Origin of the sequence: Streptomyces lydicus (assembly GCF_004125265.1) — a bacterium.
GTDB lineage: Bacteria > Actinomycetota > Actinomycetes > Streptomycetales > Streptomycetaceae > Streptomyces > Streptomyces lydicus_C.
In genome coordinates this window covers 2,789,242-2,809,912 of the sequence record NZ_RDTE01000003.1, presented here as the reverse complement: position 1 = coordinate 2,809,912, position 20,671 = coordinate 2,789,242, and the positions used below count along the sequence as shown (strand labels likewise).

The following is a 20,671-nucleotide window of genomic DNA, read 5'->3' as shown; positions in this document are numbered from 1 at the left end:
CTGTATTCACGGCCAGGGGGCTGACACGCATAGGGTGTGGGGCTGTGATGGCCAGCTATACCAATGGGGCAGCCCGTGCGTGAATACCTGCTGACGCTGTGCGTCACGGCCGCGGTGACCTACCTGCTGACCGGGCCGGTACGGAAGTTCGCGATCGCGGCCGGTGCGATGCCGGAGATCCGCGCCCGCGATGTGCACCGCGAGCCGACACCGCGGCTCGGCGGTATCGCCATGTTCGGCGGCCTGTGCGCCGGTCTGCTGGTGGCCTCGCACCTGACCAACCTCAAGAGCGTCTTCGAGAACTCCGACGAGCCCAGGGCGCTGCTCTCCGGGGCCGCGCTGATCTGGCTCCTCGGCGTCCTGGACGACAAGTGGGGTGTGGACGCCCTGGTCAAGCTCGGCGGCCAGATGATCGCCGCGGGCGTGATGGTCCTCCAGGGCCTGACGATCCTCTGGATCCCGATCCCCGGCGTCGGCACGGTCTCGCTGACCCCCATGCAGGGCACCCTGCTGACCGTCGCCCTCGTCGTGATCACCATCAACGCGGTGAACTTCGTCGACGGCCTGGACGGCCTCGCCTCCGGCATGGTGTGCATCGCCGCCGCGGCGTTCTTCATGTACGCGTACCGGATGTGGTTCGGCTACGGCATCGAGGCGGCCGCGCCGGCCACGCTGTTCTCGGTCGTCCTGATGGGCATGTGCCTGGGCTTCCTGCCGCACAACATGCACCCGGCCCGGATCTTCATGGGTGACTCGGGCTCGATGCTGATCGGCCTGGTGATGGCCGCGGGCGCGGTCTCGGTGACCGGCCAGGTCGACCCGGACCTGCTCAATGTGAAGGCGGGCGGTCTGCGTGAGGCGACCCACGCGATGGTGCCGGTCTACATCCCGCTGTTGCTGCCGCTGACGATCATCGCGGTGCCGGTCGCCGACCTGATCCTGGCGATCGTGCGGCGTACGTGGAAGGGCCAGTCGCCGTTCGCGGCCGACCGCGGGCACCTGCACCACCGGCTCCTGGAGATCGGGCACTCGCACAGCCGGGCCGTGCTGATCATGTACTTCTGGTCGGCGCTGATCGCGTTCGGCGCGGTGGCCTACTCCGCGAACAACGCCAGCATGTGGATCGTGCTGGGCATCGTGCTGCTGAGCGCGGTCGGGCTGGTGCTGCTCCTGCTGCCGCGTTTCACGCCGCGCACGCCGCGCTGGGCGGAGTGGATGGTCCCGCCGCGCTACCGCCGGGTCTCCCGTGCAACGGCTCCCCAGGCGCCGGCCGCGGAGTGGGACGAGGAGAGCGCCGCCGGGCCGCAGGAGGAGGAGCGGCAACCGGTTCCGGCGGGCATCAACGGGGCCACCGCGATCGGCGACCGCTCACGTTTCGTGGAACACCGCAGGGCGGACAGTCACCACTGATCCCCGTCGCCGGTCGCCCGAACGTGCGACAGGAATCGGGTCGGTTGACCCCATACCAGACAAAAGGCTGGCTGTCAGTGCACCAACGCGCAGGTTCACGCTCAGGTGTGACAGGGTCCACACGAACCAGGTAAAGACCTCATCAAATAGTTTGTGATACCGTTCACGAAACCCGGCGACAGAGCCGAAGGGCCGTAGCGCGACTGCCCTTGGGCCGCAGGTTCCGCCTCAGGCCGGGTCTACGCTCGTCCATGACGACACACCCCACATCTTTTGCCGGAGCGCCGCCATGCAGTCGAATGACGCCCGACTACTCCTTCACGCCGTTGTGCCCACCCTCGCCACCGGTGTCATCGCCGTTGCCGTGAGCGCGGTGGTCGCCGGCGCGACGGGAGCGATCGGCGCCGTCGTCGGCACTGTGCTGGTGCTGCTCGTGATGGGTGCGGGGCTGGTGGTCCTCCAGCAGACCTCGCGCAAGCTTCCGCAGCTCTTCCAGATGATGGGGCTGCTGCTGTACACGGTGCAGATCCTGCTCGTCGCGGTCTTCATGATCACCTTCAAGGACACGACGCTCTTCGACACCAAGGCATTCGCCTTCACGCTGCTCGGCGCCACCCTCGTATGGATCGCGGCCCAGACCCGCGGTCATATGAAGGAGAAGATTCTGTACGTGAACCCCGACTCCGCCGACGCGAAGAAGGCGGAGACGGCGGGGTCGCCGACGTGAGACGTAGGGCCGGGATAAATGCCCTCATGCGAGCCTGCTATCGTCCGGTTCCAACTGCGGCACAGATGGCGCAGGCGGCTGAGCTCCCAGATTCCACAGGATGGAACGGGCAGTTCTCGCGGCCGATGCCTGTGATTCGGCCCGGCCCAGCGCCGGCCGGCCGCCGCCCCCCAATCCGCAAGACCAGTCCAGTGCCGCTCCGTGGCTCAACGCCGCGCCGACACAACGAGGTTGCCGTACCCATGCGCCACGCTGAAGGAGCCCGCGGTGAGTGCTGAAACGATGCTCGCCTTCGACACGGAGTGCCACCTCTTTATTCCGGGGTGTGGCTTCGAGGCCCCGGGTCTTCATTCGTTCGTATTCGACCCGCTCTTCAAAGTCGGCGGCTACGAGTTCAATAAGCCGATGCTGCTGGCCCTGCTCAGCACGGTCGTCGTGGTGTGGTTCTTCTGGGCCGCATTCGGCAAGGCCAAGGTGGTCCCCGGAAAGCTGCAGATGATCGGCGAGGTCGGCTACGACTTCGTGCGCCGCGGCCTCGTCTATGACGCGCTGGGCAAGAAGGAGGGCGAGAAATACGTCCCCCTCATGGTCTCGCTGTTCTTCTTCGTGTGGATCATGAACATCTGGTCGATCATTCCGGTCGCCCAGTTCCCGGTGACGTCGATCATCTCGTTCCCCATCGGGCTCGCCCTGATCGTCTACATCCTGTGGGTGTACCTGACGTTCAAGAAGCACGGCTTCGTCGGCGGGTGGAAGAACATCACCGGCTGGGACCGGTCGCTCGGCTGGGTCCTGCCGCTCATCGTCGTGATCGAGTTCTTCTCGAACCTGCTCGTGCGGCCCTTCACCCACGCCGTCCGGCTCTTCGCGAACATGTTCGCCGGCCACCTGCTGATCGTGATGTTCACCATCGCCACCTGGTACCTGGCGAACGGCCTCGGCTTCGTCTACGCCGGTGCCTCGTTCCTGATGACCATCGCGATGACGGCCTTCGAGCTCTTCATCCAGGCGATCCAGGCGTACGTCTTCGTGCTCCTGGCCTGCAACTACGTCCAGGGCGCGCTCGCCGAGAAGCACTGAGCACCCCCGACTCCGCAATCTGTTAATCGTCCGGTGGCCAACCCCCACCGGTCCGTGAAAGAGAAGGAAGTAACGGCATGTCCGCTGCCCTCGAGACTGTGAACCTCGCCGCCGGCCTCACCGGCAACATCGCCTCGGTCGGGTACGGCCTCGCGGCCATCGGCCCCGGCGTCGGCGTCGGCATCATCTTCGGTAACGGCACCCAGGCCCTCGCCCGTCAGCCCGAGGCGGCCGGCCTGATCCGCACCAACCAGATCATGGGTTTCGCCTTCTGTGAGGCGCTCGCCCTCATCGGCATCGTCATGGGCTACGCGTACAAGTAAGCGGCCCGTTAGACGACGTCCATTCAGACGGAAGGCATTGATGTGAACGCCCTGGTCTTCAACATGGCGGCGGAGGTTCCCGAGAACCCCCTGTTCCCGCCGATTCCAGAGCTGGTCATCGGCCTGGTCGCCTTCTTCATCGTCTTCGGCATCCTGGCGAAGAAGCTCCTCCCGAACATCAACAAGGTTCTGGAAGAGCGCAGGAAGCAGATCGAAGGCCGCATGGAGGAAGCCGAGGCGACTAAGGCCGAGGCTGAGCAGGTGCTCGCGGACTACCGGGCACAGCTGGCCGACGCCCGCCACGAGGCCGCGCGTCTGCGCCAGGAGGCGCAGGAGCAGGGCGCGACGCTCATCGCTGAGATGCGCGCCGAGGGCCAGCGGCAGCGCGAGGAGATCATCGCTGCCGGTCACGCCCAGATCGAGGCGGACCGGAAGCAGGCCGCGCACACGCTGCGCCAGGACGTGGGCAAGCTCGCCGTCGACCTGGCCGGCAAGCTCGTCGGGGAGTCCCTCGAGGACCACGCCCGGCAGAGCCGGACCATCGACCGCTTCCTCGACGACGTCGAGGCCAAGGCGGCTTCGGACGCGACGAAGGCTGAGGCCGGACGATGAACGGAGCGAGCCGCGAGGCACTCGCCTCCGCACGCGAGCAGTTCAACGCGCTGACGGATGACACCTCCGTCGACGCCGCGAAGCTCGCCGAGGAGCTGGCTGCCGTCACCGCTCTGCTCGACCGCGAGGTGTCGCTGCGTCGGGTCCTGACCGACCCGGCGCAGGCCGCCGAGGCACGCGCCGAACTGGCCGGACGACTGCTGGGCAACCAGGTGGGCGGCCCGGCCGTCGACCTGGTGTCCGGCATGGTCCGCGCCCGCTGGTCGGGTTCGCGTGACCTGACCGACTCGCTCGAGGAGCTGGCCTACAGCGCCGACCTCGTCGCCGCGCAGCGGGCCGGCCAGCTCGACGACGTCGAGGACGAGCTCTTCCGGTTCGGCCGCATCGTCAGCTCCAACAGTGAGCTGCGCGGTGCGCTGACCGACCGGAACGCGACGGTCGCGGCCAAGACGGAGCTGCTGAGTGCGCTGCTGGGCGGCCGGGCCAACCCGGTCACCGAGCGCATCGTGATCCGTCTTGTCGTACAGCCGCGGGGCCGTAGCCTGGAAGCGGGGCTCGACGCCCTCTCCAAGCTGGCGGCGAGCCGCCGGGACCGGATGGTCGCGGTGGTCACCTCCGCGGTGCCCCTCACCGAAGGGCAGCGGCAGCGCCTGGGCGCTTCCCTGGCGCAGCTGTATGGACGGCAGGTCCACCTGAACCTCGACGTGGACCCCGAGGTCCTCGGCGGAGTCCAGGTCCGGATCGGCGACGAGGTCATCAACGGCACCATCGCGGCGCGCCTCGAAGAGGCGGACCGGCGGATGGCCGGCTGACCCAGCCACACCAACTCAAGAGCTGCACAACCGGCGGTCGGACGCCGGACCAGTCGGCCGGACCACACGGTCCGGCTTGCGGTCCGGACGAAGCCCCGGGGACCAGCACAAGCATGACGGCGGCCCGAGTTGGGCCGTAAGCGGAAACCCCCCGGGGGACAGACCCCCGGACACCCGCAAGTAACTTCGGGCCCAACAAGGAGAGCAGGGAACCCAGATGGCGGAGCTCACGATCCGGCCGGAGGAGATCCGGGACGCGCTGGAGAACTTCGTCCAGGCGTACAAGCCGGACGCGGCCTCGCGCGAGGAGGTCGGCACGGTCAGCGAGGCCGGAGACGGCATCGCGAAGGTCGAGGGCCTTCCCTCGGCAATGGCGAACGAGCTGCTCAAGTTCGAGGACGGCACGCTCGGTCTTGCGCTGAACCTGGAAGAGCGCGAGATCGGTGCGGTGGTCCTCGGTGAGTTCAGCGGCATCGAGGAGGGCCAGCCGGTGCAGCGCACCGGTGAGGTGCTCTCGGTCGCCGTGGGCGAGGGCTACCTCGGCCGCGTCGTCGACCCGCTGGGCAACCCGATCGACGGCCTCGGCGAGATCGAGTCCGAGGACCGCCGCGCCCTGGAGCTGCAGGCCCCGGGCGTCATGGTCCGTAAGTCGGTCCACGAGCCGATGGAGACCGGCTACAAGGCCGTCGACTCGATGGTGCCGATCGGCCGTGGCCAGCGTCAGCTGATCATTGGTGACCGCCAGACCGGCAAGACCGCCCTGGCCGTCGACACGATCATCAACCAGCGCGACAACTGGCGCTCGGGCGACCCGAAGAAGCAGGTCCGCTGCATCTACGTCGCCATCGGCCAGAAGGGCTCCACCATCGCGTCCGTGCGCGGTGCGCTGGAGGAGGCCGGCGCCCTGGAGTACACCACCATCGTCGCCGCCCCGGCGTCCGACCCGGCGGGCTTCAAGTACCTGGCGCCCTACACCGGCTCGGCCATCGGCCAGCACTGGATGTACCAGGGCAAGCACGTCCTGATCATCTTCGACGACCTTTCGAAGCAGGCCGACGCCTACCGCGCCGTGTCCCTGCTGCTGCGCCGTCCGCCGGGCCGTGAGGCCTACCCGGGCGACGTCTTCTACCTGCACTCGCGTCTGCTGGAGCGCTGCGCCAAGCTCTCCGACGAGATGGGCGCCGGCTCGATGACCGGTCTCCCGATCGTCGAGACCAAGGCGAACGACGTGTCGGCGTTCATTCCGACCAACGTCATCTCCATCACCGACGGTCAGTGCTTCCTGGAGTCGGACCTCTTCAACGCGGGCCAGCGCCCCGCGCTGAACGTCGGTATCTCGGTCTCCCGTGTCGGTGGCTCGGCCCAGCACAAGGCCATGAAGCAGGTCTCCGGCCGGCTCCGCGTGGACCTCGCCCAGTACCGCGAGCTGGAGGCGTTCGCCGCCTTCGGTTCCGACCTGGACGCGGCCTCCAAGCAGCAGCTGGAGCGCGGCAAGCGGATGACCGAGCTGCTCAAGCAGGGTCAGTACGCCCCGTACCCCACCGAGGACCAGGTCGTCTCCGTCTGGGCCGGCACCAACGGCAAGATGGACGACGTTCCGGTCCAGGACATCCGCCGCTTCGAGCGGGAGCTCCTCGACCACCTGCACCGGGAGAAGAAGGACCTCCTGACCAGCATCGTCGAGGGCGGCAAGATGTCCGACGACACCATCGGTGCGATCTCCGAGGCCGTCGACGGCTTCAAGCGGCAGTTCGAGACCTCGGACGGCAAGCTGCTCGGCGAGGACGCCCCGGCCGGCACCAGCAAGTGACGACGGAAGGGACCTGATCCATGGGAGCCAAGCTCCGGGTCTACAAGCGTCGCATCCGCTCCGTCACCGCGACCAAGAAGATCACCAAGGCGATGGAGATGATCGCCGCCTCGCGCGTCGTCAAGGCGCAGCGCCAGGTGGCGGCGTCGACGCCGTACGCGAGTGAACTGACCCGCGCGGTGACAGCGGTTGCCACGGGCTCGAACACCCAGCACCCGCTGACGACGGAGGCGGAGCGTCCCTCGCGGGCCGCGCTGCTGCTCATCACGAGCGACCGTGGTCTGGCCGGCGGCTACTCCTCCAACGTCCTCAAGGCCGGCGAGCAGCTCACCGAGCGGCTCAAGGCCGAGGGCAAGGAGGTCGACGCCTACATCGTCGGGCGCAAGGGCGTGTCGTACTACAGCTTCCGCGAGCGCAAGGTCGTGGAGTCGTGGACCGGCTTCACCGACAACCCGACGTACGCGGACGCCAAGGCGATCGCCGCACCGCTGATCGACGCTGTCCAGCAGGACACCGCCGAGGGCGGCGTGGACGAACTCCACATCGTCTTCACCGAGTTCATCTCGATGATGACGCAGACGGCGCTCGACGACCGGCTGCTGCCGCTCAGCCTCGACAAGACGGTGGCGGAGTCGGAGGAGTCGGCCAAGGGCGAGATCCTTCCGCTGTTCGAATTCGAGCCGTCGGCCGAGGACGTCCTCGACGCCCTGCTTCCGCGGTACGTCGAGTCGCGGATCTACAACGCGCTTCTGCAGGCCGCCGCCTCCAAGCACGCCGCCACGCGCCGTGCGATGAAGTCGGCGACCGACAACGCGGAAGAGCTCATCAAGTCGCTCTCGCGGCTTGCCAACGCGGCCCGACAGGCCGAAATCACCCAGGAAATCAGCGAGATCGTCGGTGGTGCCAGTGCTCTGGCCGACGCGACCGCGGGGAGTGACTGACCACTATGACCACCACTGTTGAAACGGCCACGGCAACGGGCCGCGTCGCCCGGGTCATCGGCCCGGTCGTCGACGTGGAGTTCCCCGTCGACGCGATGCCTGACATCTACAACGCGCTGACCGTCGAGGTCGCCGACCCGGCCGAGCAGGGCAAGCTCAAGACCCTGACCCTCGAGGTCGCCCAGCACCTGGGCGACGGCCTGGTCCGTGCGATCTCCATGCAGCCCACCGACGGTCTGGTCCGCCAGGCCACGGTGACGAACACCGGCACCGGGATCACCGTCCCCGTCGGTGACATCACCAAGGGCAAGGTGTTCAACACCCTCGGCGAGATCCTGAACAAGCCGGAGGCGGCGTCCGAGGTCACCGAGCGCTGGGCGATCCACCGCAAGGCCCCGACCTTCGACCAGCTCGAGTCCAAGACCGAGATGTTCGAGACCGGCGTCAAGGTCATCGACCTGCTCACCCCGTACGTCAAGGGCGGCAAGATCGGTCTGTTCGGTGGTGCCGGTGTCGGCAAGACCGTTCTGATCCAGGAAATGATCTACCGCGTGGCCAACAACCACGACGGTGTGTCGGTGTTCGCCGGTGTCGGCGAGCGCACCCGTGAGGGCAACGACCTCATCGAGGAAATGACGGACTCCGGCGTCATCGACAAGACCGCGCTGGTCTTCGGTCAGATGGACGAGCCCCCGGGCACCCGTCTGCGCGTCGCCCTGGCCGGTCTGACCATGGCGGAGTACTTCCGCGATGTGCAGAAGCAGGACGTGCTCTTCTTCATCGACAACATCTTCCGCTACACCCAGGCGGGTTCCGAGGTCTCCACGCTGCTCGGCCGTATGCCGTCCGCGGTGGGTTACCAGCCGAACCTGGCGGACGAGATGGGTCTGCTGCAGGAGCGCATCACCTCGACCCGTGGTCACTCGATCACCTCGATGCAGGCGATCTACGTCCCCGCGGACGACCTGACCGACCCGGCGCCGGCCACCACCTTCGCCCACTTGGACGCGACCACCGTTCTGTCGCGTCCGATCTCGGAGAAGGGCATCTACCCGGCGGTCGACCCGCTGGACTCGACGTCCCGGATCCTGGACCCCCGCTACATCACGCAGGAGCACTACGACTGCGCCTCGCGCGTCAAGACGATCCTGCAGAAGTACAAGGACCTCCAGGACATCATCGCGATTCTGGGTATCGACGAGCTCGGCGAGGAGGACAAGCTCACCGTCCACCGCGCCCGTCGTATCGAGCGGTTCCTGTCGCAGAACACCCACGTGGCGAAGCAGTTCACCGGTGTCGACGGCTCGGACGTCTCGCTCGACGAGTCGATCACCGCGTTCAACGCGATCGCGGACGGTGACTACGACCACTTCCCCGAGCAGGCGTTCTTCATGTGCGGTGGCATCGAGGACCTGAAGGCCAATGCCAAGGAGCTGGGCGTCTCCTGACCCCGGCACCGGTCCCGGGGGCGGCCCTGGCCGCCCCCGGCCCGTACGACCACTAGTATTTGACCCAACATCTGCCGAGCCAGGCAGGTGGAGACCCGAGGAGCCATCGTGGCTGAGCTGCACGTCGAGTTGGTCGCCGCGGACCGTCAGGTCTGGTCCGGCGAGGCCAGCCTGGTCGTCGCGCGCACCTCGTCGGGCGACATCGGCGTCATGCCCGGACACCAGCCGCTGCTCGGCGTGCTGCAGTCGGGCCCGGTGACGATTCGTACGACCGGCGAGAGCGGGGACGGCACCGTCGTCGCCGCGGTGCACGGCGGCTTCATTTCGTTCGCCGACAACAAGCTGTCTCTGCTCGCGGAGATCGCGGAACTGTCGGATGAGATCGATGTCCAGCGCGCGGAGCGGGCTCTGGAGCGAGCGAAGTCGGACGCTGACGCGGCCGCCGAGCGTCGCGCCGATGTCCGGCTGCGTTCGGTGACGGGCGTTCACTGAGCCCCGTCGCCGACGAGATCGATCCTCAGCCGCGGGCTGCCCGGAGTTGTCCGGAGCGGCCCGCGGCTGAGGCAATGCAGATGCGTTACTCTCCTCCACGCCCGACCGGCGCGGGGGAACCCCCATCGAGGCGAGGAGGTCGGTCGAGATGGTCCTCGCTCTGCTTGTGAGCGGCGTGGTCGTGGTACTGGTGCTGCTGGGGCTGTTCGTCTTCGGACTGAGGCGGCGGCTGATCCAGCGGTCCGGTGGCACCTTCGACTGCAGTCTGCGCTGGCACGTGCCGGAGAACGAGACCGGTGGCAAGGGCTGGATCTACGGTGTGTCGCGCTACAACGGCGACCGGGTCGAATGGTTCCGGGTGTTCTCGTACGCGCCCCGCCCGCGCCGTCTCCTGGAGCGCTCCGCCATCGAGGTCCTGGAGCGCCGCACCCCGCAGGGTGAGGAAGAGCTGGCGCTGCTCTCCGACTCCATCGTGCTCGCCTGCCGGCACCGCGGCACCCGCCTGGAACTGGCGATGAGCGAGGACGCGCTCACCGGTTTCCTCGCCTGGCTGGAGGCGGCACCGCCGGGCCAGAGGGTGAACGTGGCCTGATTCGGGGGAGCCGGGGAATATCCTCGGTCGCTGCCGGATTGTGGCCCCGCAGGGGGGCCGTGCGTCCCTTACGGGATGCGTTCGGCAGCCCCCTACGGCGTCCGCCGCCGCGGCCTTGCGCGATGCCGTAGGCCGCGCCGCCCCGTCGCCCTCCTGTGGGCCGCCCCCTACGGCCCGTCGACCCCCAACTCCTGTGCCAGTACGGCCGCTTGCACCCGGCTGCGCAGGTCCAACTTCGCCAGCAGCCGGCTGACATGGGTCTTCACGGTGGCCTCCGCCATGGCCAGCCGCAGTGCGATATCCGCGTTCGAGAGCCCCCGCCCCAGGCACCCCAGCACCTCCCGCTCGCGTGGCGTCAGCGCGTCCAGGACCGCCGGATCCGGTGTCTCACCGTCCCGCGCAGGCCGCCGGAGGGGCGTACGCGGACTGGCGAACTCCGCGATCAGCCGCCGGGTCACCGCCGGAGCGATCAGCCCCTCGCCGGACGCCACGGTGCGCACCGCGGTCAGCAGCGCGGCCGCGTCGCTGTCCTTGAGGAGAAAGCCCGCCGCTCCCGCCCGCAGCGCCCCGAAGACGTATTCGTCCAGGTCGAAGGTGGTCAGCACCAGCACGTCCGCCAGCTTTTCGGCGACCACCTGCCGGGTGGCGGAGACCCCGTCGAGGCGGGGCATCTGGATGTCCATGAGGACGAGGGCGGGGCGCAGCTCGCGGGCGAGCCGTACCGCCTCCTCGCCGTCCTCGGCCTCCCCGACCACCTCGATGTCGGGGGCGGAGCGCAGGATGAGGACCAGCCCGGCCCGTACGGCGGACTGGTCCTCGGCGACCAGAACCCGGATCGGCTGCGCGTCGGCGCCTGTCATCGTTGTTCTTCCTCCTCGGCGGCGGGCAGCGCTGCCCGCACCAGCCAGACTCTGCCGGCCGGCCCGCTCTCCGGGCCGGCCTCGAATGCTCCGCCCAGCAGGGCGGTCCGCTCGCGCATCCCGACCAGGCCGCTGCCGGAACCGGGCGCACGGGGGCCGGGGCGGTCGGCGAACGGGCTGCGGACGGCGACGGTCAGCGCCCCGCCGCGGTCATGGGCCAGGAGCACCCGCACCTCGCCGGGCGCGGCGTGCTTGAGCGCGTTGGTCAGTGACTCCTGGACGATGCGGTACGCGGCCAGCGCGACCGGCGCCGTCGGCTTCGGCCCGGCCCCGGGCCCGTCCGGGCTCCGGGCGTCCTCCAGCTCGAAGGTCAGTCCGCTGCTGCCGCCGCTCGTACGGGCCTGGTCGATCAGGGCGTCCAGCCCGTCGAGCGTGGGGGTCGCCGCGGGCTCCTCGTCCCCGTCGGCCGTCTTGGGGTCCCGCAACAGCCCGATCAGACGGCGCATTTCGGCCAGACCTTGCACGCTGTTCTCACGGATCACCCCGAGCGCTTCGCGGGTCGCCGACGGGTCGTCGATGGACTGCGCGGCGGTGGAGTGGATGGCGATGGCGGACAGATGGTTGGCGACCATGTCGTGCAGCTCGCGTGCCATCCGGGCCCGCTCGCCGACCACGGCCTGCGTCCGGTCGATCTCGGCCAGCAGCGCGATCTGCTCGGCCCGCAGCTGTGCGGCCTGCGCGGCGTCGCGGTGGTTACGGATGATGAAGCCGGTCCAGGCCGGGGCGATGGTGATCAGCGCGATGCTGATGATGACCATCACGACCTGCGGGTCCCGCCAGGCCGCGGTGAGCGCGATGGCCGCGAGGACGGTGACCAGCACGGAGTGCGGCGGGATCCGGCGGGCCGCGTTCGCCGGTCCGTAGAGCACCGCCGCATAGACCACGTCCGTGAACATCAGGACGGTGGCGACCAAGGTGCCGGCGGTGATGTCCAGCGCCAGGGCCGGCACCGCGAGGGCCAGCGCCGCCATCGGGGCGGTACGGCGCATCAGCGCCGCCACCGACATCATGGTGAGCGCGACCAGGGTGAGCGAGGGGGGCAGCCCCAGACGCGGGGGACCGCCGTGCAGATTCATCGCCCAGAGCAGCAGCCCGCCGAGCAGCCCGCCGCCCGCGATGAGCACGTCGAGACGGTGCGGCCGGCCGGGGGCGGCGGGGGATCTGGCGGTCACCCCTCCATCAAACACGGCGCCGGGGCCCGCCGCCCCCATGTCCGGGTCATCCCCGCAAGCCGCGCGCTACATCGAAAGATGCAGTCCGGATCATCGCGCGCGACGACGTGGCGGGCCGCCGCCGCTGGAAGGCTTGAGGTGTTCGGTGGAGAGCCCTGAAAGGAGACAGCCGTGATCGTCGCGCTGATCATCGCCTGCGAGGTCGGCTTCTGGGTGCTGCTGGCCCTCGGCCTGGCGCTGCGTTACCTGGCCAAGATGCCGCGGACCGGAGCGGCGGTGCTCCTGATGGAGCCGCTGCTGGAGCTGATCCTGCTGATCGTCACGGCGATCGACCTGAAGAATGGCGCACCGGCGGACTGGAAGCACGGCCTGGCCGCCGTCTACATCGGCTTCACGGTCGCCTACGGCCACTACACGATCAAGTGGGTCGACGGGCATGTCGCGTACCGCTTCGCGGGCGGCCCGCGGCCGGTGAAGCGGTACGGACTCGACTATGCCAAGCACGAGGGGAAGCTGTGGCTGCGCACGGTGCTGATGGCCGTGGTCGCGTGCGGGCTGCTGCAGGCCGCGATCGTGTACGTCGGCGACGGCGGTGACACGACCTCGCTGCACGAGTGGCAGGGCATCTCGCTGAAGATCGTCAGCATTCACGCGGTGATCGCGCTGACCTACCTCATCTGGCAGAAGAAGGACCCGCGCGGCCGGACCAAGGTCCCCGAGGAAGCGCCTCGGCCGCAGCAGAAGACGCTGCGCTAGGACGCGTCCCCGCGGCCTGGCCGCCCCCCGACTGCCGGTCGGCCAGGCCGCCGCCGCTCAGCGCTCTCCGCCGGGCACCCACAGCACGTCCCCGACTTCCTTGTTGGCCGTACGGGCCAGGATGAACAGGAGGTCGGAGAGGCGGTTGAGGTAGGTGGCTGTCAGCGGGTTCATGGTCTCGCCGTGCTCCTCGAAGGCGGCCCAGGTCGCACGCTCCGCGCGGCGGACGACCGTGCACGCCTGGTGCAGCAGCGCGGCGCCGGCCGTCCCGCCGGGGAGGATGAAGCTGCGCAGCTTCTCCAGCTCCGCCAGGAAGCGGTCGCAGTCCGCCTCCAGCTTGTCGATATAGCTCTGCTCGACGCGCAGCGGCGGGAATTCCGGGTTCTCCACCACCGGTGTCGACAGGTCGGCGCCGACGTCGAACAGGTCGTTCTGCACCCGCAGCAGCACCGCCGCGACGTCCTCGGGGAGCGAGCCGAGCGCCAGGGCGACGCCGATCGCCGCGTTGGCCTCGTTGGCGTCCGCGTACGCCGAGATCCGCGAGTCCGTCTTGGCGGTACGGCTCATATCGCCCAGGGCGGTGGTGCCCTTGTCGCCGGTGCGGGTGTAGATGCGCGTCAGATTCACCATGGGGCGAGCCTACGCCGCGGACCTGCGGAAGACCCGGGTGCAGTAGGTCACGGACAGGATGGCGAAGGCGGCCGCCACCAGCACGCCGTGGCGCACGGCCGAGGAGGCGTAGGCGCCGACGAAGGCCGCCCGCACCCCGTCCACGAGATAGCGGAGCGGCATGAAGTGCGACAGCACATCGAGCCACTTGGGTCCCAGCGCCATCGGCAGCATCAGCCCTGACAGCAGCATCGAGGGCATGGTGACGGCGTTGATGACCGGTCCGAACTCCTGCGGTGTGCTGACCTTCAGCGCCAGCGCGTACGACAGCGAGGCCAGCGCCACGGTCAGCACGGCGACGAACGCGAAGCCGATGAGGATGCCGGGCAGCGGTGCCCGCAGCCCCATGGCCAGCGCGGCCAGCACCAGCAGCGCCGCCTGGAAGACGAACAGCGCGGCGTCCCGCAGCACCCGCCCCAGCAGCAGGGCCAGCCGGCTCACCGGTGTCACCCGCATCCGCTCCACGACCCCGTACTGCTTCTCGACGATGATGCCGAAGCCGCAGAACGAGGCGCCGAACAGGGCGAGTTGGAGCAGCAGCCCGGGGACCAGCACCTGCCAGGAGCTGCCGGACGAGGACAGCGGCAGATCGGTCAGCAGCGGACCGAAGAAGAGCAGATACAGCAGCGGCATCAGCACGCCGAAGAGCATCTGGAGCTTGGAGCGCAGGGTCTGGCGGGCGTAGCGCCCGAAGATCATCGCGGTGTCGGAGAGGAAGAAGGAGAGGGAGGGAGAGGGCGAAGAGGGCCGCGAGACAGACGAGGCGGATGAGGAGGACAAAGGGGCTCCTAGATGGCGACGGGGGCCGGCTCGTGGGGCGTGGCGCCGCGCCCGGTGACAGCGAGGAAGGCGTCCTGCAAGGACGCGTCGGGGGAGCCGGTGTGGGCGCGCTTGAGGGCGTCCGGCGTGCCCTCCGCGACCACCACGCCGTTGTCGACGATCACCAGCCGGTCGGCCAGCGCATCGGCCTCGTCGAGGTAGTGGGTGGTCAGGAAGACGGTGGTGCCGTGTTCGGTGCGGATCCGGCGGACCAGGTCCCACAGATCGGCGCGGCTGCCCGGGTCGAGCCCGGTGGTGGGCTCGTCGAGGAACAGCACCTGGGGGCGGTGGGTGAGCCCCATGGCGAGGTCGAGCCGGCGCCGCTGGCCGCCGGAGAGCGTGGCGGTCTTGCGGTCGAGCAGTTCGTCGAGGCCCAGATCGGCGGCCAACTCCTCGGCGCGGGCCAGGGCTTCAGCCTTGCCGAGACGGTAGAGGCGGGCCTGGGTGACCAGCTCCTCGCGCAGCGAGACATGCGGGTCGACGCCGCCGGACTGGGCGACGTAACCGACGGCACGGCGTACACCCGCCGGATCGCGGACGAGGTCGCAGCCGGCGACGGTCGCGGTGCCTTGGGTGGGCGCCAGCAGGGTCGTGAGCATCCGCAGGGTCGTGGTCTTCCCGGCGCCGTTGGGGCCGAGGAAGCCGAGGATCTCGCCGCGCTCGGCGGTGAGATCGATACCGCGTACCGCCTCGACGGTGCCGCGTGGGGTGGCGAAGGTCCGGGCGAGTCCGGACGTGTGGATGACGGACATGCTCATAGAAAAACAGGGTCACTGAAAAATTGCAATGCCTCCAAAAATCAACGGAATCCAAAGAAAGGTAGAGTGAGGGCATGGCAGAAGGGCTCAGGGAGCGGAAGAAGCGGCAGACCCGCCAGTACATCTCGGACGTGGCCACCGGCCTGTTCCTGGCGCGCGGTTTCGACGCGGTGACCATCGCGGAGATCGCCGAGGCCGCGGACGTCTCCGTGAACACCGTCTACAACTACTTCCCGGCCAAGGAAGACCTCTTCTTCGACCGGAGCGAGGGCTTCGTGGACCGGCTCTCACGCTTTGTGCGCGGCCGCGCGGCGGGGGAGTCGGCGGCCGCCGCCGTGCTGCGGGAGCTGCGTGAGGAGGTCGCGGCGGTTTCGCCGCGGGTGGGCCTGATGGAGGGTTACGACCGGTTCATGCGGGTGGTGCACGGGGCGCCCACCCTCAAGGCCCGCCTCTGGTACATCCAGCAGGAGACCCACCTCAACCTGGAGGAAACGCTCCGGGAGGAGACCGGTGCCGCGGCCGGCGATCCGCTGCCGGGCCTGATGGCGGGCCAGATCGGCTGGGTGCACCAGAGCCTGATGGGCTGGATCACGCAGCAGATGCTCGCCGGCCGCACACCCGCCGAGGTCTCCCGGGAGGCACTGGTCCTCCTCGACGAGATGGCGGAGCTGCTGGGGGAGAAGGTCCTCAACTACGCCGTACGGGCGACCGGCTGACGGCGGGCGCTCTCCCGCCGCGCGCCGCCCGGAGGCCCCGGCGGTGTGACGTCCGTCATCCGAGACGTGACGCGCATCTCTTACCCTCCAAACGATCGCTCACGGGCGCTAACGTCACTCAGGACCGTCAAATGCACAGGGTGTGAGGGGACAGCAGTGGCAAAGAAGCTCGCCGTCATCGGGGCCGGACTCATGGGGTCCGGTATCGCGCAGGTCTCCGCGCAGGCGGGCTGGGACGTGGTCCTCCGCGATGTGACGGACGAGGCGCTGGCCCGGGGCAAGGGCGGCATCGAGGCCTCGTACGAGAAGTTCGTCGCCAAGGGCAAGCTGGCCGCGGCCGACGCCGAGCAGGCGCTGGCCCGCATCACCACCACGACCGACATGGAAGCCGTCGCCGACGCCGACATCGTCGTCGAGGCCGTCTTCGAGCGGATCGACGTCAAGCGCGAGATCTTCCAGACGCTGGACAAGCTCGTCAAGGACGAGGCGGTGCTGGCCTCCAACACGTCCGCCATCCCGATCACCAAGATCGCGGCGGCGACCTCCCGCCCCGAGCGGGTCGTCGGGGCGCACTTCTTCTCGCCGGTGCCGATGATGCAGCTGTGCGAGCTGGTGCGCGGCTACAAGACCAGCGACGAAACCCTGGCCAGGGCCCGGGAGTTCGCCGAGTCGGTCGGCAAGACCTGCGTGGTCGTCAACCGCGACGTCGCCGGCTTCGTCACCACCCGCCTGATCTCGGCGCTGGTCGTCGAGGCCGCCAAGCTCTACGAGTCGGGCGTGGCCAGCGCCGAGGACATCGACACCGCCTGCAAGTTGGGCTTCGGCCACGCGATGGGACCGCTCGCCACCGCCGACCTGACCGGCATCGACATCCTGATGCACGCCACCGACAACATCTACACCGAGTCCCAGGACGAGAAGTTCGCACCGCCGGAGATCATGCGGCGAATGGTCGATGCGGGCGATATCGGTCGCAAGAGTGGGCAGGGCTTCTACGAGCACTGAGACCGCGTCAGCCCCTCGGGCGGCGGTGTCGCCCCGAGGGGTGAATTCGGTATCGGTTCGCTTACAGGCGGCAACTTCGCCGTATGAGAGGCAGTCAGTTCTGTAGACGTTCAGACGTCACCACCCATGACATCGGGGAGCGCATATGTACATCAGGGGCGACCACGCCGAGCTGGTTGTCGGGGGCCGCCTCGACGTCCGCAGCGCGGCGGACGCCCGTACGGCCCTGCACGCCGCCGTCGACTCCGGTCGGGGCGATCTCGTGCTGGACCTGACCGAGCTGGATTCCTGGGACGCCACCGGCCTCGGCGTGATCATGGGCGCGCACCGCCGCGCCGGCCGGGTGGGCCGCCGGCTGGTGCTGCGCGGAGTGCCGCCCCAGATGCAGCGCCTGCTCGTCGCCACCCGGCTGCACCGGATCCTCGCCATCGAGGGCGGCATCGAGGCGGAATCACTTCCCCGGGTGTGAGGCGGGCGCGGCGGGCCGCCCGGCATCCCGCACCGGGGTCCGGCGTCCCGCGCGCCCGGTCCGGCCTCCCGCACCCCTGCCCGGGGCATCCCCCGGGCGATCAGGAACGCGCCCCAAGCGCGACAAAAACTGAAGAGCCGGGCCACAGAAATGTCGTAACCCGCGTGATACCGACCAATCCAGGAAGTTCTGGTCAGAGCCACCCCCCGGCGGTACACCTCCCCGCTCTCCGGGTCTAAGGTTCGCATCCCGCCCGTATGCCATCATCCGCGGCGGGCACCGGACCAGACGCGACGGCTGAGGACGACCTGCCGGAGCCGGGGGAGTGCGGACGGCCGGAAGCGCAGTCGGCACGCCAGATCTGGGAGCTTGCAGCATGGACCCGAACAGCCACCGGGGACCTGAGGAGTACGGCGAGCAGGGCGGCCCTGCCGAGCCACAAGGCCCCGCGGTCGGCGGCACGCGCAGCGCCTCCGGCGGGCTCGCCCGCGTCGTCCGGCTCGTCTCGGGCCCCTACCTCGTCACCGTCAACCCCGTCGACGGCAGCGAAATAGAACCCTGCCCGCCCGGGGACCGCCCCGAGGCCCCCGGCAGGCTCGGCCCACAGGAGCGCGCCGAGGCCGCCCGCGCCGCCGCGCCCCCGGTGCCCCCGGGCCCGACCGGGACCGCCGGTCACGAGAGCGTGCTCGAAGAGCGCACCGAGGACACCGAACGCCTGGTCCGGCTGCTCTCCCGCGGCCGCTCGGTACGCGTCACCGGCCCCTCCGGCTCGGGCCGCACCCGGCTGCTGGACGCCGTCGCCACCGCCTGCGCCGACCTCGCCCCCGACGGCGTCGTCCGGCTCTCCGGCTACCACCGCACCACCACCGACCTGCTGTACGCGCTGTTCGCCGCCGTGTACCGGGCCCCGCAGCACCGCCCCGACCGGCCCGAACTGCTGCGCATGATCGCCGAGATCGGCGCCATCGTCGTCCTGGACGACCTGGAATTCGGCGGCGCCGCGCTCGACGAACTGCTCGACGCCACCCCGGAATGCGCCTTCCTGATCGCCGCCACTCCCGACGTCGCGGCCCCCAGCCCCGGCTCGCACCTCGAAGAGGTCTTCCTCGGCGGTCTCGGCCGGGCCGGCTGCGCCCGGCTGCTGGAGCGCGCCGTGGACCGGCCGCTCACCGACGACGAGGAGGCCTGGTCCGCCGACCTCTGGTTCGAGTCCGAGGGGCTGCCGCTGCGCTTCGTGCAGGCTGCCGCCCTGCTGCGGCAGCGTGACCGGATGCGGGGTGCACCGGGTGCCCTCGACGACGGCTACGGGCTCTTCCCCGAGGAGGGGGCGGCCGACACCGGCACCGGCACCGCGGCCGAGACCACGACTGCCGCCGACGACGCCGGCACCGAGCCCGGCGAGCAGGCCGAGGTGCCCTTGCCGTCCCTCGGCGAGGCCGCCGCGCCCGCCCCGCTGCTCGCGTCCCGGCTGGGCGACGCCGCCCAGGAGACGCTGCGCTTCGCCGTGGCGCTCGGCGGTGAGCTGCCCCACCAGGCGCATCTGCCGGCCCTCACCCAGGACACCCATGCCGATGCCGCCCTCGGCGAGCTGCTGGCCTGCGGCCTGATCACCCCGGTCGGCAGCCACTACCGGCTCGCCGCCACCGTCCAGGAGCAGTTGGAGGCGGCCGGCTACGCGGAGGGCGCGGCCGCACGGGCGCACACCGCCGCTCAGCACTACGCCTGGTGGGCCGGTCACCCCTCGGTCACGCCGGAGCGGGTCGCCGCCGAATCCGCTGTGGCACTGGCGGCCATGGGCGCACTGACCGGAAGCCGGGAGAGCGGGCACGCCAGTGCGGCCGTGCTGCTAGCCCGTACGGCCGCCCCGGCGTTCGCCGCCGCCCTGCAGTGGAACGCGTGGGAGCGCACCCTGCGACACGGCCAGGAGGCCGCGCGGCTGGCCGGGGAGGTCGCCGAAGAGGCCTACTTCCACCACGAGCTGGGCGTCCTGGCACTGTGCACCGGCAGCCTGGACCGGGCGCGCGCCGAGCTGGAGGCGTCCATCGGGCTGCGTGGGGTGCTCTCCGACCGCAGTGGCGCGGTGGCCGGACGGCGGGCGCTGGCGCTGGTCACCGACCGTTCGCGGGCCGATGCGGCCGCGGCGGCCACCACGGCGCTCCCGCACGCGGTCGCCGCGGCCTCCGCGGCGTCACCGGACGCGACGGAGAAGCGGATCGCCGTGCCGCGCGTCGGCGCCTCGACCGCCAAGCTGCGGGCGGCACATGCCGAGGTGACCGCGGGCACCGTCACCGCCCGGGGCGCCTCGGCGACCGCCGCCACCGCGGCCGTCGCTGCCGTGACCGGGAGTGGCACCAAGGCCGGCGGCAAGGGCGCCCTGCGGGTGTTCGGCGGGGCGCGCCGCAATGTGGTGGCCGCGGGCGCCGGCGCACTGCTGGCGGCCGTCCTCGGCACCGTCGTCACCCTCGGGGCGACCGGTGGTGACCACCCGCACGACGACAAGGTCAGCACCGAGCAGACCACGGACGACGGCGACAGCAGCGACCAGCCGGCCCAGCAGCCCGCCACGGGCTCCAGCCTGCCGCCCGCCGGCCCCGGAACCTCCCGGCCCGGTGCCCCGGCGCGGTCGCAGAGCCCGTCGCCGTCCGCGAGCGACCCCGCCACCAGTGGCTCGCCCACCGACACCGGCACCGGGCCCACGAGCCCGACGAGCGACCCGACCGAGCCGACCGAGCGGCCCACTTCGCCCACCGGCCGGCCGACCCCTACCCGTACGCCGACCGAAGAGCCGTCCACGACTACCTCGCCGACGGGTTCCGGCGAGCCCTCGCCCAGTGACAACCCCGGCACGGGCAAGCCCACGACCCAGAGCCCGTCGCAGTCGGCCGCCAACCCCTCCGGCAGCTCGGCCGGCGGCCGTACCCCCTCCGGCAGCGCCGGCACCACCCCCTCCGGCAGTTCCTCCAGTGGCGGTGGCACCACTCCGTCCGGTGGATCACCGGCGACGGGCGGCGGCACACCGTCGAACGGAACGGCCCCCTCCGGCTCCGGTACGCAGAGCGCCCCGGCCGGCTGACGGCCCCGCGCCTCCCGGCCGGCGGCCGTGACGGCAGACAGCGCGAGGGCCCGGTACTCGTACCGGG

At 70.1% G+C, this 20,671-nt stretch carries 21 protein-coding genes; 16 read left to right on the top strand and 5 right to left on the bottom strand.

Annotated features, from left to right (window positions below; genetic code table 11):
• Positions 1 to 63 precede the first annotated feature (63 nt).
• From D9V36_RS14720 to D9V36_RS14670, 11 genes are all read left to right on the top strand, one after another.
• Positions 64 to 1,410, top strand: a complete 1,347-nt coding sequence (locus tag D9V36_RS14720; RefSeq protein ID WP_206739670.1) for an MraY family glycosyltransferase — start codon at positions 64 to 66, stop codon at positions 1,408 to 1,410.
• Positions 1,411 to 1,699: 289 nt separating this feature from the next.
• Entirely contained in the window at positions 1,700 to 2,137 is a 438-nt protein-coding gene (locus tag D9V36_RS14715; protein ID WP_129294179.1) for a hypothetical protein, read from the top strand.
• A 282-nt stretch (positions 2,138 to 2,419) separates the two neighbouring features.
• Positions 2,420 to 3,217 carry a F0F1 ATP synthase subunit A gene (gene atpB / locus D9V36_RS14710; RefSeq protein ID WP_129298410.1) on the top strand — a complete coding sequence of 266 codons (798 nt, stop codon included), beginning with the start codon at positions 2,420 to 2,422 and terminating at the stop codon, positions 3,215 to 3,217.
• Positions 3,218 to 3,294: 77 nt separating this feature from the next.
• On the top strand, positions 3,295 to 3,540 hold the full coding sequence (gene atpE / locus D9V36_RS14705; RefSeq protein ID WP_030065540.1) for an ATP synthase F0 subunit C: 246 nt from the start codon (positions 3,295 to 3,297) through the stop codon (positions 3,538 to 3,540).
• Positions 3,541 to 3,582: 42 nt separating this feature from the next.
• Entirely contained in the window at positions 3,583 to 4,152 is a 570-nt protein-coding gene (locus D9V36_RS14700; RefSeq protein WP_129294178.1) for a F0F1 ATP synthase subunit B, read from the top strand.
• Complete coding sequence (locus D9V36_RS14695; protein WP_129294177.1) at positions 4,149 to 4,964, top strand: F0F1 ATP synthase subunit delta; 816 nt, start codon at positions 4,149 to 4,151, stop codon at positions 4,962 to 4,964. Before D9V36_RS14700 ends, D9V36_RS14695 begins: the two co-directional genes overlap by 4 nt.
• A gap of 217 nt (positions 4,965 to 5,181) precedes the next feature.
• Positions 5,182 to 6,774 carry a F0F1 ATP synthase subunit alpha gene (gene atpA / locus D9V36_RS14690; protein ID WP_129294176.1) on the top strand — a complete coding sequence of 531 codons (1,593 nt, stop codon included), beginning with the start codon at positions 5,182 to 5,184 and terminating at the stop codon, positions 6,772 to 6,774.
• A gap of 20 nt (positions 6,775 to 6,794) precedes the next feature.
• Positions 6,795 to 7,715 carry a F0F1 ATP synthase subunit gamma gene (locus D9V36_RS14685; protein ID WP_129294175.1) on the top strand — a complete coding sequence of 307 codons (921 nt, stop codon included), beginning with the start codon at positions 6,795 to 6,797 and terminating at the stop codon, positions 7,713 to 7,715.
• Between the two features lie 5 nt (positions 7,716 to 7,720).
• Entirely contained in the window at positions 7,721 to 9,163 is a 1,443-nt protein-coding gene (gene atpD, locus D9V36_RS14680) for a F0F1 ATP synthase subunit beta (protein ID WP_129294174.1), read from the top strand.
• Between the two features lie 108 nt (positions 9,164 to 9,271).
• Positions 9,272 to 9,655 (top strand): F0F1 ATP synthase subunit epsilon, encoded by a 384-nt coding sequence (locus D9V36_RS14675; protein WP_085922935.1) that lies wholly within the window; start codon positions 9,272 to 9,274, stop codon positions 9,653 to 9,655.
• Positions 9,656 to 9,803: 148 nt separating this feature from the next.
• The gene (locus D9V36_RS14670) at positions 9,804 to 10,247 is read left to right on the top strand and encodes a DUF2550 domain-containing protein (RefSeq protein WP_088800059.1); all 444 of its coding nucleotides are present in this window, start codon (positions 9,804 to 9,806) and stop codon (positions 10,245 to 10,247) included.
• A gap of 167 nt (positions 10,248 to 10,414) precedes the next feature.
• Here the strand turns inward: D9V36_RS14670 and D9V36_RS14665 are convergent, their stop codons facing one another.
• Positions 10,415 to 11,107, bottom strand: coding sequence for a response regulator (locus D9V36_RS14665; RefSeq protein WP_129294173.1), 693 nt, complete (start codon positions 11,105 to 11,107; stop codon positions 10,415 to 10,417).
• Positions 11,104 to 12,378: a histidine kinase gene (locus tag D9V36_RS14660; protein ID WP_129294172.1), complete on the bottom strand. Its 1,275-nt coding sequence runs from the start codon at positions 12,376 to 12,378 to the stop codon at positions 11,104 to 11,106. The genes D9V36_RS14665 and D9V36_RS14660 overlap by 4 nt, the downstream gene beginning before the upstream one ends.
• A 132-nt stretch (positions 12,379 to 12,510) precedes the next feature.
• Here D9V36_RS14660 and D9V36_RS14655 point away from each other — a divergent pair, with 132 nt between their 5' ends.
• A complete protein-coding gene (locus D9V36_RS14655) occupies positions 12,511 to 13,095 on the top strand; it encodes a hypothetical protein (RefSeq protein WP_129294171.1) in 585 nt (194 codons plus the stop codon).
• Between the two features lie 57 nt (positions 13,096 to 13,152).
• On the opposite strand, the gene D9V36_RS14650 is transcribed toward D9V36_RS14655, so the two are convergent.
• The 3 genes from D9V36_RS14650 to D9V36_RS14640 form a co-directional block, all read right to left on the bottom strand.
• The gene (locus D9V36_RS14650; RefSeq protein WP_088800066.1) at positions 13,153 to 13,725 is read right to left on the bottom strand and encodes a cob(I)yrinic acid a,c-diamide adenosyltransferase; all 573 of its coding nucleotides are present in this window, start codon (positions 13,723 to 13,725) and stop codon (positions 13,153 to 13,155) included.
• 9 nt (positions 13,726 to 13,734) lie between these two features.
• A complete protein-coding gene (locus D9V36_RS14645; protein WP_129298409.1) occupies positions 13,735 to 14,463 on the bottom strand; it encodes an ABC transporter permease in 729 nt (242 codons plus the stop codon).
• A gap of 89 nt (positions 14,464 to 14,552) precedes the next feature.
• Positions 14,553 to 15,335 (bottom strand): ABC transporter ATP-binding protein, encoded by a 783-nt coding sequence (locus tag D9V36_RS14640; RefSeq protein WP_129294170.1) that lies wholly within the window; start codon positions 15,333 to 15,335, stop codon positions 14,553 to 14,555.
• An 80-nt stretch (positions 15,336 to 15,415) separates the two neighbouring features.
• Here D9V36_RS14640 and D9V36_RS14635 point away from each other — a divergent pair, with 80 nt between their 5' ends.
• From D9V36_RS14635 to D9V36_RS14620, 4 genes are all read left to right on the top strand, one after another.
• Entirely contained in the window at positions 15,416 to 16,057 is a 642-nt protein-coding gene (locus D9V36_RS14635) for a TetR/AcrR family transcriptional regulator (RefSeq protein WP_129294169.1), read from the top strand.
• 156 nt (positions 16,058 to 16,213) lie between these two features.
• Positions 16,214 to 17,062, top strand: coding sequence for a 3-hydroxyacyl-CoA dehydrogenase family protein (locus tag D9V36_RS14630; protein ID WP_129294168.1), 849 nt, complete (start codon positions 16,214 to 16,216; stop codon positions 17,060 to 17,062).
• 145 nt (positions 17,063 to 17,207) lie between these two features.
• Entirely contained in the window at positions 17,208 to 17,531 is a 324-nt protein-coding gene (locus D9V36_RS14625) for an STAS domain-containing protein (protein WP_129294167.1), read from the top strand.
• Positions 17,532 to 17,907: 376 nt separating this feature from the next.
• The gene (locus D9V36_RS14620) at positions 17,908 to 20,604 is read left to right on the top strand and encodes an ATP-binding protein (RefSeq protein ID WP_129294166.1); all 2,697 of its coding nucleotides are present in this window, start codon (positions 17,908 to 17,910) and stop codon (positions 20,602 to 20,604) included.
• The last annotated feature ends 67 nt before the right edge of the window (positions 20,605 to 20,671 follow it).

Bases quoted from the DNA above. Each gene is read 5' to 3' on its own strand.
- D9V36_RS14640 (WP_129294170.1), bottom strand. From the start codon at position 15,335: ATGTCCGTCATCCACACGTCCGGACTCGCCCGGACCTTCGCCACCCCA.
- D9V36_RS14620 (WP_129294166.1), top strand. From the start codon at position 17,908: ATGGACCCGAACAGCCACCGGGGACCTGAGGAGTACGGCGAGCAGGGC.
- atpB (WP_129298410.1), top strand. From the start codon at position 2,420: ATGCTCGCCTTCGACACGGAGTGCCACCTCTTTATTCCGGGGTGTGGC.
- atpE (WP_030065540.1), top strand. From the start codon at position 3,295: ATGTCCGCTGCCCTCGAGACTGTGAACCTCGCCGCCGGCCTCACCGGC.
- atpA (WP_129294176.1), top strand. From the start codon at position 5,182: ATGGCGGAGCTCACGATCCGGCCGGAGGAGATCCGGGACGCGCTGGAG.
- D9V36_RS14650 (WP_088800066.1), bottom strand. From the start codon at position 13,725: ATGGTGAATCTGACGCGCATCTACACCCGCACCGGCGACAAGGGCACC.
- D9V36_RS14670 (WP_088800059.1), top strand. From the start codon at position 9,804: ATGGTCCTCGCTCTGCTTGTGAGCGGCGTGGTCGTGGTACTGGTGCTG.
- D9V36_RS14685 (WP_129294175.1), top strand. From the start codon at position 6,795: ATGGGAGCCAAGCTCCGGGTCTACAAGCGTCGCATCCGCTCCGTCACC.
- D9V36_RS14645 (WP_129298409.1), bottom strand. From the start codon at position 14,463: ATGATCTTCGGGCGCTACGCCCGCCAGACCCTGCGCTCCAAGCTCCAG.
- D9V36_RS14660 (WP_129294172.1), bottom strand. From the start codon at position 12,378: ATGGGGGCGGCGGGCCCCGGCGCCGTGTTTGATGGAGGGGTGACCGCC.
- D9V36_RS14625 (WP_129294167.1), top strand. From the start codon at position 17,208: ATGTACATCAGGGGCGACCACGCCGAGCTGGTTGTCGGGGGCCGCCTC.
- D9V36_RS14715 (WP_129294179.1), top strand. From the start codon at position 1,700: ATGCAGTCGAATGACGCCCGACTACTCCTTCACGCCGTTGTGCCCACC.
- D9V36_RS14695 (WP_129294177.1), top strand. From the start codon at position 4,149: ATGAACGGAGCGAGCCGCGAGGCACTCGCCTCCGCACGCGAGCAGTTC.
- D9V36_RS14635 (WP_129294169.1), top strand. From the start codon at position 15,416: ATGGCAGAAGGGCTCAGGGAGCGGAAGAAGCGGCAGACCCGCCAGTAC.
- D9V36_RS14665 (WP_129294173.1), bottom strand. From the start codon at position 11,107: ATGACAGGCGCCGACGCGCAGCCGATCCGGGTTCTGGTCGCCGAGGAC.
- D9V36_RS14720 (WP_206739670.1), top strand. From the start codon at position 64: ATGGGGCAGCCCGTGCGTGAATACCTGCTGACGCTGTGCGTCACGGCC.
- atpD (WP_129294174.1), top strand. From the start codon at position 7,721: ATGACCACCACTGTTGAAACGGCCACGGCAACGGGCCGCGTCGCCCGG.